Genomic DNA, 16,923 nt, shown 5'->3' with positions numbered 1-16,923 from the left:
GAAAATTGTGATCAATGAAGATTATTTCTTATAACGTTAATGGTATAAGAGCCGCCATAAGAAAAGGTTTTTTAGATTGGGTTCAGCAGGCAGATCCTGATGTGGTTTGCCTTCAGGAGATTAAAGCCCAGCCGGAACAGCTAAATCTTGAAGATTTTGAAGAAGCGGGTTATCCCTATCATTACTGGCATCCTGCAGAGAAAAAAGGCTATAGCGGCGTTGCTATTTTAAGTAAAACAGAACCGGAAAATGTCATTTACGGCAGCGGAATAGATTATATGGATCATGAAGGCCGCATTTTAAGAGCCGATTTTCAGGACGTTTCTGTGATGAGCCTTTATTTACCATCGGGAACCAGCAGTAAAAGATTGCAGCATAAATTTCGGTTTATGGATGATTTTCAGGATTATATCGATAACCTGAAGGAGTCTGTGCCGAATCTTATTATTTGCGGCGATTACAATATTTGTCACCAGGCGATCGATATTCATGACCCCGTTCGGCTTAAAACTGTCTCAGGTTTTTTACCTGAAGAAAGGGCCTGGATCGATGGTTTCATGAAAAGCGGTTTTATCGATTCTTTTCGGCATTTTAATGAGGAGCCCCATCAGTATTCATGGTGGAGTTACCGTGCCAATGCCCGCAACAACAATAAAGGCTGGCGAATTGATTATAATCTTGTTGCCGAGCCCTTAAAAGAAAGGCTGCAGCGAGCAGTGATTTTGCCCGATGCCATGCATAGTGATCACTGTCCCGTGCTGGTAGAAATTGATTAAAAAACAAAATGATGAAAATAAAAGCACTTTTAATTCTGGCTATTCTGAGTATTGCAACCTCCTGTGTTTCGTCAAAGAAATACAACGAACTGGAGAGTCGTAATGCCGATCTTCAGCGCGAAAACAGAAGAATGTCGGGCGATCTTGAAAATTATAGACGCACTTCTGAAGATCTTAAGGAAAAATATGCGGTACTTACTAAAGATTATGAAACCATAACTACAGAGCGTAATCAGCTGATGGAAAAGCTGAACGACCTTCGGAAGAATTACGAAAGCCTGGAAAAGTCGTATGATGCTTTGGAGCAGAACAGTTCTGCGGCCATTGCCGAAAATTCCCGGCAGAACAGGGAATTGCTGGCCCAGCTTGACGAAAAAGAAGCGGCTTTAATTCAGGAAAATAGGAGGCTTGAAAAGCTGGAAAAGGACCTTGCTCTTCGTTCCCAGCGAATCGATGAACTGGAAAAGCTAATTGCCGCCAAAGATGCCAAAATGAATGCCTTGAAAGAAGCGGTTTCCAATGCGCTGACCAATTTTGAAGGAAAAGGCCTCACTGTGGAACAGCGAAACGGGAAGGTTTATGTTTCTATGGAAAATAAGCTTCTTTTTGATTCCGGAAGCTGGGCCGTGAATGCTGAAGGCCGTCGCGCCGTTCAGCAATTAGGGGAGGTTCTTGCTCAAAATCCCGATATCGCCGTACTTATTGAAGGTCATACCGATAATGTGCCATATGGCGGCCGGGGAGAACTAAAAGATAACTGGGACCTTTCCACCAAACGTGCGACCTCTATTGTGCACATTCTGCGGGAAAATCCGAATATCGATCCTCAGAACCTTACGGCCGCGGGTCGGGGTGAATTTATGCCGGTAGCATCGAATGATACAGAGGCCGGAAGAGCAAAAAATCGACGAATTGAGGTGATCCTGACTCCTAAACTCGATGAGATCACCAAACTATTAAAAGAAACTAATTAATGAAATACACCAAACTTCCGAATACGGATGTAAAAGTGAGTAAAATATGCCTGGGTTCCATGACGTGGGGCCAGCAAAACACAGAAAAAGAAGGTCACCAACAAATAGATTATGCCTTAGATCAGGGAATCAATTTTATTGATACCGCTGAAATGTACCCGGTACCTGCGCGTCCCGAGACTCAGGGGAGCACCGAGGAGATAATTGGCAGCTGGCTTAAGAAAACCGGTAGAAGGGAGGAAATAGTCCTCGCTTCCAAAATTGCAGGTCCTGCTGATATGGTGTCCCATATTCGTGAAAATATGGGCTTTCATAAAAAAGCAATGGAGGATGCCATTCACAACAGTCTTAGGCGCCTCAATACAGATTATATAGACCTTTACCAGCTTCACTGGCCGGAGCGAAATACCAATTTCTTTGGAAAAAGGGATTATTCGCATGAGGAAGAGGAAAAATGGGAAGATAACTTCAGGGAGATCCTTGAAAATCTTAACCAGTTTATTCAGCAGGGAAAAATCAGATATATTGGTCTCTCTAATGAAAGTCCTTACGGACTGATGCGTTTTCTGGAAGAAAGCAAAAATGACCTGCCACGGGTAAGAACAGTTCAGAATCCCTATAGCCTCTTGAACCGAAAGGATGAAATCGGGCTTACTGAAATTTATCATCGCGAAAATGTGGGTTTATTGCCGTATTCACCTCTTGGAATGGGAACGCTTAGCGGGAAACACCTGAATGGGATTAAAAAAAATACACGATTAAGCCTTTTCCCGCAGTATAAAAGGTATACCAATCACCAGGCGGTAGAAGCCACTAAAAAATACAATCAGCTGGCGGTGAAGTTTGAGATGAGTTTAACCCATCTCGCGCTGGCTTTTGTTAACCAGCAGCCTTTTGTAACCAGCAATATTATTGGAGCCACGACGATGGATCAACTCAGGGAAGATATATCGAGTATCGATGTGGAACTTTCTGATGAAATCCTGGAAGAGATCGATGAAATTCATAATTCCATGCCCAATCCAGCTCCCTAATCGGCAGGTATTACAAGGCTTTCATGAATAAACATAGACTGGTTCAGACTGTCACGCACATGGAACCAGTCTTCAGCTTTGCCTAAAACTTTTAATTTTTCTCCCTGTTTTGCAGTTTTGAGCAACCGGGAATTATCGTTAGAAGGTTTATTTCTGAAATTGGCTGTTTTACCGGTGACTATAACCCGTGGAGGAATGATGCCTTGTTCCTGTGCACCTAAATTATGATGTTCGGTTTGGTAAACAAAACCTATAGGGTCGATAGCTCCCCTGCTGCGTTTGTAAATTCTGAAATGCAGATGTGAAGGAGTGTTCACGGCGTTTCCTGTATTACCAACAAAACCTAAGGTATCGCCAGTCTTTACCCGTGACAGATCTGGAATGATACTATCGAGATGCGCGTAATATAAAGACTGGTGCCGTTTAGGATCCCTTAGCCAAACCTGTTTTCCGCCCAGGCCTTCCTCGCCGGTACGTATGATACGCCCATTAACCGCGGCAACCACGGCCGTTCCCTTTTTAGCGAAAATATCCAGGCCTTTATGATCTCGTTTTCCGCCTTCCCGCATATCGCCAAAATAACTGCCAATATCTTCATTCCTTCCATTAACAACAGGGAAAATGTAGGCCGGTGATTTTTCTATTTCCAGTTTAAATGGGGTATGAGCTTCAATTTCGGGCTGAAAAATGATCTTGTAAAGCCCTTTTTCATTGATCTCATGATTTAGGCCTGGGCTATCGTCATCGGGTTGAGCTATTTTCTGAAAATTATCCGGATCATTTTCATCGGCTTTATATAACTGAATAAAAATTTTTGTTTCGGAAGAATCGGTTTGCATTTTCGCTTTGATGATCTCTCCCGGTAAAAAATAGCCTTCATAAGAATATACCGAAAAATCCCTGGGCATGAGTCCCCCAATTTCCCGGTATGGCAAACTGATTTTTATTTTGTCATTAAGGGCACTATCGATTTGTGAGTTCCAGAGCTCAAAAAGTTCATCGGAAATATCGTTTTCTTTCTGATATTTTTCCCTGGCAGATAATCCTTTGAGGAGGTCACCTGTTTTTTCAATTTTTGAGCAGGCGATCAGGCAAAGCATCAAAAAAATCCCTATTATCTTCCTGTTCACCATAAGCTATACTTCCCTCAAATATAGCTACATAAAAGCTTTTCAGGAAAAAAGATATCCTACCACATCCTCAATTTTGGAAACTTTAACGATGTTGATCTTGAAGTGCTGTCTCGGAATTTTACTAAGTTTTGAAATCATTATAGATCCAAAACCTAATTTTTCGGCTTCGAGAATACGTTGTTCAATTTTCATAACCGGGCGAATTTCCCCGGCAAGGCCTACTTCAGCAGAAAAGCAGAAATCTTTTTCCAGCGCGATATCTTCATTTGAAGAAAGAATGGCGGCCACTACCGCCAGGTCGATCGCGGGATCTTCCACGCTAATCCCACCGGTAATATTTAAGAAAACATCTTTGGCTCCCAACCTGAAACCTGCGCGTTTTTCAAGAACGGCTAAAAGCATATTCAGTCTTTTCGCATTATAACCCGTGGTAGATCGCTGAGGTGTGCCATAAACGGCGGTGCTTACCAAAGCCTGGATTTCGATCATAAGCGGGCGCATACCTTCCAGCGTGGAAGCGATTGCGGTGCCACTAAGATCTTCTTCATTCCTGGAAATTAAAATTTCGGAAGGATTGGAAACTTCTCTTAATCCGCTGCCCTGCATTTCATAAATTCCGAGTTCATGGGTTGAGCCAAATCGGTTTTTGTGCGCCCTTAGAATCCGGTAAACATGATTGCGGTCGCCTTCAAACTGAAGCACGGTATCAACCATGTGTTCCAGTACTTTTGGACCGGCAATGCTGCCTTCCTTGGTGATGTGGCCTATCAAGATAACCGGTGTGTTGCTCTCTTTGGCAAATTTGATAAGTTCTGCGGTACATTCTCTAATTTGGGAGATGCTTCCCGGGGAACTTTCAATATAATCGCTGTGAAGGGTTTGTATGGAGTCTATGATCACCACCTCAGGTTCTATTTCTTCCACATTGCGAAAGATATTCTGAGTTTTGGTTTCGGTTAAAATGAAACAATTTGCGGGATCGGGATTGATTCGTTGTGCCCGCATTTTGATTTGCTGCTGGCTTTCTTCTCCTGAAACGTACAGCACTTTATTGCGAAGGCCCAGAGAAATTTGAAGCAACAGCGTACTTTTCCCAATTCCGGGTTCGCCGCCGAGCAGGGTAAGGGAGCCGGGAACGAGGCCTCCGCCAAGAACGCGGTCAAGTTCTCCATTCCCGGTGATCATTCGGTGCTGCGGACTGGTCTCAATTTCAGAAATCAGCAAAGGTTTTGAAGCTTTTTTGGCTTCTTTTTTAGCTGAAGTTTTCCAGTCTTTGGGATCAGGCTTTTGTATAACCTCTTCAACAATAGTATTCCAGTCGCCGCAGGAATTGCATTTTCCCTGCCATTTGGCATATTGCGCCCCACATTTTTGACAATAATACGCGGTTTTCACCTTCGCCATTAACTCTGTTTTTTAATTATACCCGAAATCTTTTTTTATCGCTTCAGCCTTTCCCAGCATAAAATCGGTGTTAATAAAAGCAATTTTCTCCTGTCCGTAAGCATTTTGATAGATTCTCATCGCTTTCTTCGGATTTCCGGTTTCTTCCTCATAACGGGCTTCAAAGAAAGTGCCTAGCATGGTGCCGGGAAAATTGTCATAGGCCATTTTATAAAGAGGCTTCAGTTCTTCCCAATTTCGGGTCTTTTCAATGGCCTGATAAACCGCCAGAAAATCGTTTAGACGGATTTTCTTTTTGACTCCGTAAAGTTCGTTAATACTTTCGTATTTATCAGAAAGGTATTTTGAAGGAGAAATGGAAGTTTGAAGAAGCACTTCATTGAAATCTTTCTGGCTAATGGGCCTGTAATTTTCAAAAATATACTCTATGGCCGAAGGAATCGCCTTGCCTACCAATGAATAATGAGTTTCATTTTCAAAATTGTCGAACTTATAATGAAGGGCTTTATTATCAATTTTTTTTAGCTGATTATCAAAGCTGAGAATATTCTTTTTTAGATCCGGAATATCTTCTGATCCCGTTGCCAGGTAATACCATATTTTCTTTTCAGAATTGGTTAGGGAACGGGTAAGGCGTGCGTCCATTTCTGCGGCAAGATCGGGGCTGATATTGATATATGCGCTGAAAAGCGGCTGTTCTTTCAACAAATAATAATTGATAAAATTTGAGGTAAAATCATGTCCGGCAATTATCCGGAAATTGGAAGTACGGAATTTTTCATCCATTTTGGCCATAAGTTCCATTCCTAAAAATTCAAAGAACTTTGCTCCTTTTGCTGTGGGAAGGGACCTTTCATCATACGAAGTATCCTCCATCCTGATCCCGTCCTGGTTCACCCCGACCACAATCATTTCAGGGATCTCTTCCCAATAAGAATAATAATCTACCATTCCTGCTATGGGTTCAAAAAGATAGTCTCCGTCAAGAACTATCATAACGGGATAAACCTTGTCCGGCTTGTCTTCATAGCTTCGTGGCAGCTTAATTTTGATCTGTCTGGTTTCGCCAAGTTTTTCTGAAGAAATTTGTTCATATTTCACCTGGCCATAATAACATAATGGCACAAGAAGAGCCATTACCATAAGTAATAATCGTTTCATAGGCGTAGTATTGATTTGGACCTGTAAGGTAATTATTATTTCCTATTATTCAGAATAGGGAGCAAAATAAAAGAAAGTCCGCCAAATATCAGTACCACAAAGGTTTGAGTGGTCCAGGAGATCCATCCGAAGGCCTCGGCTGCATGTTCTTCAATTCCAAAGAAGATTAAAATTCCGCCTACTGCTAGTGGATAAACGCCTAAGCCTCCGTTAGTTGCAGATACCGCAAAAGAGCCAACAATAAATGCCGCAAGAAGGGTTCCGCTGCCCACATTTGCAGTTTCAGGAAGGCTTTGACTAATCACAAAGAACATTAGCACATACATGGTCCAGATGAAAACGGTATGGAATATAAATTTCCATTTGTGTTTCATTCGCAGGATACTGCGCATTCCTTCCAAAAGGCCTTTGGCAATTTTCTTCAATTTTTGAAAGGGAGGCCAGGAGGATCTTCGTACGAAATTGAGGGCTATGACCATGATCGCAAGGAGCATTAGGAAGATCAGAAACGTATTAAGAGGATTTATATGCTGCTCCTGTAAGTAAGTTAAGAGGGTTTCAGTTTTAAAGCTAATAGCCAGAACCACAATAAGCATGAGTATGAGAAGATCTGCAACTCTTTCAGAAATTATCGTTCCAAAACCTTTTTCAAAAGGTACTTTTTCGTAGCTCGATAAACTCACTGCTCTAAGCACCTCTCCTGAACGCGGGATTCCGAAATTAGCGAGGTAAGCGACCATAACAGCCATAAAACGGTTGGAAAGTCTGGAAGTGTAACCCATGGGCTCCAAAAGATATTTCCATCGATAGGCCCGGGAAAGATGGGAGAGGGCTCCAAGAAAAAAAGAAATTATTATCCAGCTTTTATCGGCTTGCTTAATACTCGACCAGATCTCGGCCCTTTCCTGCGGTGTTGCCGTACCCAGAGAATACCAGATCAAAAAAATCCCCAAAAAGAGGGGAATAAAAATCTTTAATATTCTGGTAGTTTTTTTTCTCACTGTTTATTTAAGCAAATTTGTTTCCTCATCTGGGAACACCAGTGAAGGCTTAAAATTGCGGGCTTCTTCCATATCCATAATACCATAGGCGATAATGATAAGAACATCGCCTTTTGCCACTTTCCTTGCTGCCGCACCGTTAAGAGTGATTTCTCCTGAATTTCTGGCCCCGGGGATCACATAGGTTTCCAGGCGTTCCCCGTTATTATTGTTCACAATTTGGACCTTTTCACCTTCCACGATATTTGCAGCGTCCATAAGATCTTCATCAATAGTTACGCTGCCAATATAGTTTAAATCGGCCCCGGTTACTTTCACCCGGTGGATTTTTGATTTTACTACGTGAATCTGCATTTTCAATTAATTAGTTCAGAGCAATATTGTCTATTAAACGGATATCTCCTGCATAAACAGCAATAAAGGCCCTGTATTGATTTCCTTTTTGCTTTCGATTTATCTTTTTGAGCGTATTGGCATCTGCAATCTCAAAATATTCCAGATTTAAAAATGAGTGATTTTGAAACTGTTTTTCTACCCATTCTATTACATAATCTGCATCTTTTGTGCCGAAGAGATCTTTCGCTTTCTGAAGAGTCTCATATATAAAAGCTGCCTTTTCTCTGGATTGGTCATTTAGACGTTCGTTCCTCGAAGACCTTGCAAGGCCGTTGCTTTCCCTTTGAATAGGGCAGCCCACAATCTCTACGGGAAGTGCAGCCTTTTCTGTTAATTTACGAATAATCTGGAGCTGCTGATAATCTTTTTGACCAAAAAAGGCCTTATCTGGTTTTACGGTTTCAAAGAGTTTTTTTACAACGGTTCCAACTCCGTCAAAATGGCCTTTGCGGAAAGCGCCTTCCATCACCTTTTCTAATCCGTCGAATTCGAAATGTTCAGAAGTTATTTCTTCTCCGTAGAGGTCTTCTGCAGAGGGAACAAAGATCCAGATATTTTCATCAATACTTTTCAGAAGGTCAAGATCTTTTTGAAGATCTCTGGGGTATTTTTCCAGATCATCGTGATTGTCAAATTGAGTTGGATTTACGAAAATACTTACTACCACAAGATCGGTTTCCTGTAAGGCTTTTTTTACCAACGAGAGATGACCTTCATGAAGGGCTCCCATGGTAGGAACGAGCCCTAGGGACTTTCCTTCCTTTTTTTTCAAATCTATAGCCCGTGAAAGCTCCTTTTTCTCCCTAAAAATCTGCATTTTATTATAAAATTAACAGCGTGCAAACTTAATATATCTCAGGCAATCTGCATAAAATTTTGTAATTTTGCGTGTTTTTTATTCAGAAACGTAATTAAAGCAAACAATCTATGAAAGATAAGAGAGTCTTATACGTCTCATCTGAAGTTATACCCTACTTACCTGAAACCGAAATATCATCAACCTCATTTGAAGCAGCCAAAATGGTCAATAATCTTGGCGGACAGATACGCATCTTTATGCCCAGGTTTGGCAATATTAACGAAAGAAGACATCAGTTACATGAAGTGATCAGGCTCTCCGGGATGAACCTTGTGATCAACGATCTTGATATGCCTCTTATTATTAAGGTCGCCTCCATTCCGAAAGAAAGAATGCAGGTTTACTTTATTGATAATGAAGATTATTTTAAAAGAAAGGCCACGCTTACCGATGAAGATGGAAATCTTTTTCCCGATAATGATGAAAGGGCGATCTTTTTTGCCAAAGGAGTAATAGAAACTGTCAAAAAGTTGAACTGGTCGCCAGATATCATTCATGTTCACGGCTGGCTTTCTTCGCTGTTGCCGTTGTACTTAAGAAATTATTATGGCAATGAGCCCCTGTTCAGAGATTCCAAAATAGTTACTTCAATTTACAATCAAAGCTTTGATGATACGTTAGATAAGGAAACTTATAAAAAAGTATTGTTTGATGGACTGGAAAATGCCAGTGTAAAACATCTAAAAAATCCTACTTTTGTCAACCTGCTTAAAACAGCCGTCGATAATTCTGATGCGGTGGTAATAGGCGGTGATAACGTGCCTGAAGAATTGAAAAAATATATAGATAAATTAGACAAACCGGTACTCCCATATACCGAAAAAGAAAATTTCGCTCAGGCTTATCAGGATTTTTACACTACAAAAGTTTTGTCTGAATAGAAAGTAATAGCTCTACATGAAATTAAACAAATTGATTCAGTTCGCAGCCGTATTGGTTGCTCTTTCCGCTTTTACAGCATGTGATGAAGATTATTCGAAGATAGGTGGGGAAATAATAAATAACCCTACTGATGTGAAGATGAACGAATATGAGGTGGATGCGTATTCTCAAAAAATAAATTCAGTCCAAACCAATAATCTTGCAAATCTTGTTTTAGGAACCTATAAAGATCCTGTTTACGGCGAAAGTACAGCGAGTATTGTTACCCAGCTTAGTCTTTCCAGGGTTGATCCAGAATTTGGCACCAATCCTCAGTTAGATAGTGTTGTTTTGACCCTTCCATATTATTCAACCGAGACAGCCGAAAGTACTACAGATGATCCAAGATATAAACTCGATTCGATCTTTGGTGGAGGAAGCTTTAAATTATCGGTTTATGAAACCTCTTATTTTCTGAACGATCTCGATCCTGAAACTGATTTTGAGCAACGCCAGAAATATTTTTCTGATCAACAGCCCGTAGTGGAGCAACATATCGTAGGGGATCCCTTATTCGTTGACCCTAATTTCAAACCTTCAGCAGTCACTTATGATACCTATGAAGTGAAGAATGGCGAGACAGATACAGTTACCAATGCTCCGGCCTTACGAATAAAGCTACCGATTGCCTTTTTTCAGAATAAAATACTGAATAAGGAAGGCTCGTCTGAGCTAATGAATAATGGGAATTTCAGGAATTACTTCCGAAGCCTTTTTATTAAAGCTGAACCAAATGAAACTGATGGAAGTCAGATCTTGTTTAATTTTTCAGGATCAGATTTAAAGATCAGCCTCTATTATACTCATGAAGTCGAAGAAGAAGTTGATGGAAATACTACAACAGTTAATAAACAGGCGAGTTATGATCTAATGATCTCCGGTGGAATTCATTTCAATACCTATTCGGGAGAATTTCCCGATTCGGTTTTGCAGGCTATAAATGAACAGGACCAGAATTCAAACGGTTCTGAAAAATTGTATGTAAAAGGAGAAGAGGGAAGCATGGTTGTTATTGATCTTTTTCCCGATGAAAGTGTGCTTCAGGATCTCATAGACAATAAAATGCTGGTAAACGAAGCCAATCTTATCTTTTATGTCGATCAGGAGGCTGTGGCAAATTCTGAAGAACCCGAACGGCTTCTTCTTTATAATCTTGATAATAATACTTTATTGGCTGATTATGATAATGATCCTGTTACTAATAGCGTTTCCCGAAAATCCAAACTGACTTTTGCGCCATTGCTGGAAAGAGGAGAGGATGATAAAGGAATTTTTTACAAGATCCGGATCACTCAGCACCTTTCCAATTTGATAAACGAAAATATTGAAAATGTCCGTTTAGGCCTGGTAGTTCCGGGGAATATAAATGTTACTAATTTTTCTGCGGTTAGAGGAATTGAGAATGTGCAAAAAATACCTTCCACCTCTTTGTTTACACCTTTAGGAACCGTTTTGTATGGTGATGAGGCAGCAGACCCTGAAAAAAGACTTAAATTAAGGATTTATTACACCGATTATAATTAGGAGAATATGTGTGGAATTGTTGGATATATTGGACATCGTGAGGCATATCCCATAGTTTTAAAAGGATTGCAAAGACTGGAATACCGCGGGTATGACAGTGCGGGCATCGCTCTTTATGATGGTGAGCAGTTGAAGATGAGCAAAACCAAAGGAAAGGTTGCCGATCTAAAAAAACGTCTTGAAAGTGAAATTTCCACCAATGGGAATGTTGGGCTTGGACATACGCGTTGGGCTACTCATGGTGAACCGAATGATGTAAATTCCCATCCTCATTATTCCAATTCTGGTGATCTTGTGATCATCCATAATGGAATTATAGAAAATTACGATGCTCTTCGAAAAGAGCTTAAGAAGAGAGGTTACCAATTCACCAGTGAGACTGATACTGAAGTCCTGGTTAACCTTATTGAAGATGTAATCAAAAAAGAGGGAGTTAAACTGGGAAAAGCTGTGCAAATCGCCCTTAATCAAACCGTAGGAGCTTATGCGATCGCGGTTTTCAATAAAAAGAAACCCGATGAGATCGTTGTTGCCAGATTAGGGAGTCCTCTCGCTATTGGAGTTGGAGAAGACGAATTCTTTGTAGCTTCTGATGCCTCCCCTTTTATCGAATTTACCAATAATGCCATATATCTGGAAGACGGTGAAATGGCAGTGGTTAGGAGGCATAAGGATGTGCGGGTACGCAAGATCAAGGATGACTCTCTGGTAGATCCATACGTTCAGGAGCTTCAGCTTAATTTGGAACAAATTGAGAAAAGTGGATTTGAGCATTTTATGCTGAAAGAGATTCACGAACAGCCAAATGCCATCAGCGATACCTACAGGGGGAGAATGCTGGTAAAAAAAGGCATTATAAAGATGGCAGGTGTTGATGATAATATTGAGCGTATCGCCAACGCGAAACGAATTATTATAGTTGCATGCGGAACCTCATGGCATGCCGGACTCGTGGCAGAATATATTTTTGAAGATATTGCCCGAATTCCAGTAGAAGTGGAATATGCTTCAGAATTCAGGTATAGAAATCCTGTTATTACAGAAAATGATGTGGTGATCGCCATTTCACAAAGTGGTGAAACCGCTGATACCATGGCGGCAATTAAATTAGCCAAGGAAAAAGGGGCTTTTACTTTTGGAGTTTGCAATGTGGTGGGCTCTTCGATTTCGAGGGAAACCCATGCAGGTGCCTATACCCATGCAGGCCCGGAGATTGGAGTTGCTTCAACAAAAGCTTTTACGACGCAGATCACTGTATTAACCCTGATGGCGCTCAAATTAGGTAAATTTAAAGGCACAATTTCTAATAGTGATTTTCAATTTCACCTTCAGGAAATGGAGCGGATTCCGGAAAAAGTGATGAAAGCTTTGAAATCTGATGAGCTTATTCAAAAAATCGCCTATACCTATAAAGATGCTCCTAACTGTCTATATTTAGGAAGAGGATATAACTTCCCGGTAGCACTTGAAGGGGCGCTTAAGCTCAAGGAGATCTCTTATATCCATGCTGAAGGTTATCCGGCCGCAGAAATGAAACATGGCCCTATCGCGCTTATCGATGAACAGATGCCGGTTGTGGTAATTGCTACCAAAAAAGGACATTACGAAAAAGTGGTGAGCAATATTCAGGAAATAAAATCCAGAAAAGGAAAGATCATCGCGGTAGTGACCGAAGGTGATGGCGAAGTAAGGGAACTTGCCGATCACGTGATCGAAGTGCCTGAAACCATCGAGTCCTTAACACCTTTACTGACCACTATTCCGCTGCAGTTGCTTTCTTATCACATCGCAGTAATGCTTGGTAAGAATGTAGATCAGCCAAGAAACCTCGCTAAATCGGTGACGGTGGAATAGATTTGATTCTAGCGTCAATATATATAGAAGCTGAAGCGAGTTCAGCTTGACGAATTAAAGTGATCTAAAACAAAAAAATCCCACAGAAACCTGCGGGATTTTTTCTTTTTTGAACTTTAAATTAATGGGTGGCTTTGATAAAAGCTGCCACATTATCGTGAAGCAATTTCAGCGATTCCGGGTGCAGGTAAACCATGTGTCCCGACATGTAGGTCTGGTATTCAATATTTTTTTGAAGAGAATTAGGCATTGGCAAATGTTTCATTTCATAAATACCTTCAAAATAAGGAGTTCCAAGATCGAAATAACCCATATTGAGCATTACTTTCAAATCTGGATTATAAACCATCGCTTCCGCTAAATCGTTCATAGCATTTGGAAAACCAACATATCCCTCTTTTCGGTTCATTTCCCATGGGTGTACATTTCCAAAGACATTATATTCCCTGTCTTTTCCAAAATTGAGTTGTGTTCTTGTATAATTATTGTAAGCCGAAGTAAAAGCAGCATCTATATAAGAATCCATAGGATCATAAGCCGGGGTTTCCCCTAAAGGATTGGAGCTTTCACCCTTAAACCTTGAATCAAGCCTTCCCGTTATCTCATTAGTATCTCCCAATAATGCTTTTTCAAACTGCGGTCCGTTTACCCTCAGGTTTGCTTTTTTTATGAAATCCACAGGCAAACCGGTGTATTCATGAAGTTTCTGGGCCGTTGCATTAAAAGTTGCCTCGCTGATATCTGATCCCTGGTTAAGGGCAAGTGCATAGTCTGTGAGGGCGAAATTTTCTACTTCCTTTAAAAAAGGCTCTAATTTTTCAGGACGGTTGGGTAATTTATGGTGATACCATGCTGTAGCTGCAAATGATGGTAGGATGAGTTGAAAAGGTTTGTCGTTTCCAGGATTTTCAGATGCCAGCTCTGTCATATTATCCCACGAAAGAAGCTGGGAAAGCAGAATTACCCCATTCAGGCTGATATTTTTTTCCTGAAGGTTTTTTGCAACTACAGCAGATCTGTAGGTTCCATAACTCTCACCGAAAAGATATTTTGGAGAATTCCATCGGTCGAATTCCGATATAAATTTCGTGATAAAATCGGTGAAGGCTTTGGCATCCTGGTCAGTTCCGTAGAAATCCTTTTTTTCACCTGCACCTCCCATATCTTCAGTAATGATTTTACCAAATCCGGTTCCCGGCGCGTCAATAAAAACAAGATCACTTACATCTAAAAGGCTGTAATCATTGTTGACCGTTTTATAGGGAGCTTTGGTTCTGGAGGTGTCCTTGAGAAAAACTCGCTGAGGGCCCCAGGCGCCCATATGAAGCCAGATGGTCGCGCTGCCGGGACCGCCATTATAAATAAAGGTGATCGGGCGCTTGGAAGCATCTTTCAATCCCTCTTTAAAATAGGCGGTGTAAGACATGCTTATGGTTGGTTTTTCCATGTCATTCTTTAAAACCATAGTGCCGGCAATAGCTTTGTAGTCAATGCTTTTACCTTCCACGGTAACCGTACCTTCGGTAACCGATTTTTCGGGTTTTAAATATTTTGCAAATAAGCTGTCAGAAGCAGTGGGTTCTTTTTTCTGCGAATACATTGTGGGAAAAGAAGTCAGCATAAACAGGAATAAAAGAACCTTTAAATGTTGTTTCATTTTTGAGTAGTAATTTTAAGAGTTATTAATTTCCGGAAATTTATAAATAAATAGTAATTAAGTTGGTAATGAGGCTGATTATCTTTCCGTAGCTTCCCTTTTGCGGAAATAATATAAGTGGCTGATTTTTAATAATATCACCATGAGTCGCGAGGGGTTAAAAACTTCTTAAATTTTCAATATGATTTTTGCAAGAAAAATTTATCTTTGCAGCCTGAAAACAGCCTGTTTCAATTTTAGGAAATTTTAAATCAGAGAGATAGGCTTTTTTGAAATTTTACAATCAATATTTAAAGATTATATAAATGTCTAAAATCACAGGTAAAGTTGCCCAGATTATTGGTCCTGTAGTTGACGTTGTGTTCGACTCAGAAAGTGAACTGCCAAAGATCTACGACTCTTTGGAAATCGCCAGAAAAGACGGTTCTACATTGGTTCTTGAAGTGCAGTCGCACATTGGTGAAGATACGGTAAGAACTATCTCTATGGATTCAACCGATGGTTTAAGCCGTGGAGTTGAAGTTCTTTCAACCGGAAACCCTATTCAAATGCCAATTGGAAAAGATGTTTACGGACGACTTTTCAATGTTATCGGAGATGCGATCGACGGATTGGGAAATCTTCCTAAAGCAGGAAAAGACGGACTTCCAATTCACCGCCAGGCACCAAAATTCGAAGACTTATCTGTTTCTACTGAAGTGCTTTTTACCGGGATTAAAGTAATTGACCTTATCGAACCTTATTCTAAAGGTGGTAAGATTGGTCTTTTCGGTGGTGCCGGTGTGGGAAAAACAGTACTTATTCAGGAATTGATCAACAATATTGCGAAAGGTCACGGTGGTCTTTCTGTATTTGCCGGAGTTGGTGAGCGTACTCGTGAAGGAAATGACCTTCTTCGTGAAATGCTCGAATCAGGAATTATCAAGTATGGTGAAGCTTTCTCTCATTCTATGGAAGAAGGAGGCTGGGATCTTCAAAAAGTTGATAAAGCCGCATTAAAAGAGTCAAAAGCGACTTTCGTATTCGGGCAGATGAACGAACCTCCGGGAGCACGTGCGCGTGTGGCGCTTTCTGGTCTTACCATCGCGGAATATTTCCGTGACGGAGCCGGAGAAAGTCAGGGGAAAGACGTTCTTTTCTTCGTAGATAATATCTTCCGTTTTACCCAGGCAGGTTCTGAGGTTTCGGCACTTCTAGGTCGTATGCCTTCTGCGGTAGGTTACCAGCCTACACTTGCAACCGAAATGGGTGCGATGCAGGAGCGTATTACTTCTACCAAGAATGGATCGATTACTTCTGTACAGGCGGTTTACGTGCCTGCAGATGACTTGACCGACCCTGCACCAGCGACCACTTTCGCTCACCTTGATGCGACCACAGTGCTTTCTCGTAAGATTGCCGAGCTTGGTATCTATCCCGCGGTGGATCCTCTGGATTCTACTTCAAGGATTCTTACTCCGGATATTCTTGGAAAAGAACATTACGACTGTGCTCAACGAGTAAAAGAGCTGCTTCAGCGTTATAAGGAACTTCAGGATATCATCGCGATCCTTGGTATGGAAGAACTTTCTGAAGAAGATAAACTTGCCGTTTCCCGTGCAAGACGTGTTCAGCGTTTCCTTTCTCAGCCATTCCACGTTGCCGAGCAGTTTACCGGTATCCCGGGAGTGCTTGTGGATATCAAGGAAACTATCAAAGGTTTCAACATGATCATGGACGGTGAGTTGGATCACCTTCCGGAGGCTGCCTTCAACCTTAAAGGGACAATTGAAGAAGCGATCGAAGCCGGAGAAAAAATGCTTGCTGAATCTTAATAGTAGTGAGATATGAGAAGTTAGTATTGAGAAAATCTCTTCGCTAACTACTCGATACTCAATACTCAATACTAATAAATATGTATTTAGAGATAGTAACTCCTGAAGCCACTGTTTTTAGAGCCAAAGTCAATGCCGTAAAGGTTCCCGGCCACGACGGTGAATTTCAGATGCTGAACAATCACGCTCCCATCGTTTCCACGCTTACTGCCGGTGAAGTAAAGATCAATATGGTCCCCGGGAAGAAAAACGAGGTAAAAACGAATGCTGATGTGATCATGTCTCAGAATAATGAAAAAGACGTGGTTTTTTTCAACATCAAGGGAGGCGTTCTTGAAATGAAAGATAATAAAGCGATTATTCTTGCTGATTAATCACTTTTGAATGATAAAATGAACCCCGCCATCGGCGGGGT

General features: G+C 41.1%; 15 protein-coding genes. 8 read left to right on the top strand and 7 right to left on the bottom strand.

Annotated elements, in window-relative coordinates; all coding sequences use genetic code 11:
* Positions 1 to 14 precede the first annotated feature (14 nt).
* From C7S20_RS04275 to C7S20_RS04265, 3 genes are read left to right on the top strand one after another with little or no spacing between them, the layout of a single operon-like run.
* Positions 15 to 776, top strand: coding sequence for an exodeoxyribonuclease III (locus C7S20_RS04275; protein ID WP_107011320.1), 762 nt, complete (start codon positions 15 to 17; stop codon positions 774 to 776).
* Between the two features lie 11 nt (positions 777 to 787).
* A complete protein-coding gene (locus tag C7S20_RS04270; protein ID WP_423738337.1) occupies positions 788 to 1,750 on the top strand; it encodes an OmpA family protein in 963 nt (320 codons plus the stop codon).
* Complete coding sequence (locus C7S20_RS04265; protein ID WP_107011318.1) at positions 1,750 to 2,784, top strand: NADP(H)-dependent aldo-keto reductase; 1,035 nt, start codon at positions 1,750 to 1,752, stop codon at positions 2,782 to 2,784. The genes C7S20_RS04270 and C7S20_RS04265 overlap by 1 nt, the downstream gene beginning before the upstream one ends.
* Here the strand turns inward: C7S20_RS04265 and C7S20_RS04260 are convergent.
* From C7S20_RS04260 to panC, 6 genes are read right to left on the bottom strand one after another with little or no spacing between them, the layout of a single operon-like run.
* Positions 2,781 to 3,917, bottom strand: coding sequence for a peptidoglycan DD-metalloendopeptidase family protein (locus tag C7S20_RS04260; protein WP_107011317.1), 1,137 nt, complete (start codon positions 3,915 to 3,917; stop codon positions 2,781 to 2,783). The genes C7S20_RS04265 and C7S20_RS04260 overlap by 4 nt on opposite strands.
* A 39-nt stretch (positions 3,918 to 3,956) precedes the next feature.
* Positions 3,957 to 5,321: a DNA repair protein RadA gene (gene radA / locus C7S20_RS04255; protein WP_107011316.1), complete on the bottom strand. Its 1,365-nt coding sequence runs from the start codon at positions 5,319 to 5,321 to the stop codon at positions 3,957 to 3,959.
* A 12-nt stretch (positions 5,322 to 5,333) separates the two neighbouring features.
* The gene (locus C7S20_RS04250; protein WP_107011315.1) at positions 5,334 to 6,482 is read right to left on the bottom strand and encodes an alpha/beta hydrolase; all 1,149 of its coding nucleotides are present in this window, start codon (positions 6,480 to 6,482) and stop codon (positions 5,334 to 5,336) included.
* Positions 6,483 to 6,517: 35 nt separating this feature from the next.
* The gene (locus C7S20_RS04245) at positions 6,518 to 7,483 is read right to left on the bottom strand and encodes a lysylphosphatidylglycerol synthase transmembrane domain-containing protein (protein WP_107011314.1); all 966 of its coding nucleotides are present in this window, start codon (positions 7,481 to 7,483) and stop codon (positions 6,518 to 6,520) included.
* 3 nt (positions 7,484 to 7,486) lie between these two features.
* A complete protein-coding gene (gene panD, locus C7S20_RS04240) occupies positions 7,487 to 7,837 on the bottom strand; it encodes an aspartate 1-decarboxylase (protein ID WP_107011313.1) in 351 nt (116 codons plus the stop codon).
* Between the two features lie 10 nt (positions 7,838 to 7,847).
* Positions 7,848 to 8,696 carry a pantoate--beta-alanine ligase gene (gene panC, locus C7S20_RS04235; protein WP_107011312.1) on the bottom strand — a complete coding sequence of 283 codons (849 nt, stop codon included), beginning with the start codon at positions 8,694 to 8,696 and terminating at the stop codon, positions 7,848 to 7,850.
* 110 nt (positions 8,697 to 8,806) lie between these two features.
* Here panC and C7S20_RS04230 point away from each other — a divergent pair, with 110 nt between their 5' ends.
* From C7S20_RS04230 to glmS, 3 genes are read left to right on the top strand one after another with little or no spacing between them, the layout of a single operon-like run.
* Positions 8,807 to 9,619: a glycogen/starch synthase gene (locus C7S20_RS04230; protein WP_107011311.1), complete on the top strand. Its 813-nt coding sequence runs from the start codon at positions 8,807 to 8,809 to the stop codon at positions 9,617 to 9,619.
* 16 nt (positions 9,620 to 9,635) lie between these two features.
* Positions 9,636 to 11,183 carry a BamH family beta-barrel-assembly machinery protein gene (gene bamH, locus C7S20_RS04225; protein WP_107011310.1) on the top strand — a complete coding sequence of 516 codons (1,548 nt, stop codon included), beginning with the start codon at positions 9,636 to 9,638 and terminating at the stop codon, positions 11,181 to 11,183.
* A 6-nt stretch (positions 11,184 to 11,189) separates the two neighbouring features.
* Complete coding sequence (gene glmS, locus C7S20_RS04220) at positions 11,190 to 13,037, top strand: glutamine--fructose-6-phosphate transaminase (isomerizing) (RefSeq protein WP_107011309.1); 1,848 nt, start codon at positions 11,190 to 11,192, stop codon at positions 13,035 to 13,037.
* A gap of 121 nt (positions 13,038 to 13,158) precedes the next feature.
* Here glmS and C7S20_RS04215 read toward each other — a convergent pair whose 3' ends face one another.
* The gene (locus tag C7S20_RS04215) at positions 13,159 to 14,694 is read right to left on the bottom strand and encodes a S10 family peptidase (protein ID WP_107011308.1); all 1,536 of its coding nucleotides are present in this window, start codon (positions 14,692 to 14,694) and stop codon (positions 13,159 to 13,161) included.
* A gap of 305 nt (positions 14,695 to 14,999) precedes the next feature.
* Between C7S20_RS04215 and atpD the strand changes: the two genes are divergently transcribed.
* Positions 15,000 to 16,508, top strand: coding sequence for a F0F1 ATP synthase subunit beta (gene atpD, locus C7S20_RS04210; RefSeq protein ID WP_107011307.1), 1,509 nt, complete (start codon positions 15,000 to 15,002; stop codon positions 16,506 to 16,508).
* 80 nt (positions 16,509 to 16,588) lie between these two features.
* On the top strand, positions 16,589 to 16,882 hold the full coding sequence (locus tag C7S20_RS04205; protein ID WP_107011306.1) for a F0F1 ATP synthase subunit delta/epsilon: 294 nt from the start codon (positions 16,589 to 16,591) through the stop codon (positions 16,880 to 16,882).
* Positions 16,883 to 16,923 lie beyond the last annotated feature (41 nt).

Source organism: Christiangramia fulva (genome assembly GCF_003024155.1).
GTDB lineage: Bacteria > Bacteroidota > Bacteroidia > Flavobacteriales > Flavobacteriaceae > Christiangramia > Christiangramia fulva.
The sequence above is the reverse complement of the archived record's forward strand: the minus strand, read 5'-3'. Positions and strand labels throughout refer to the sequence as shown.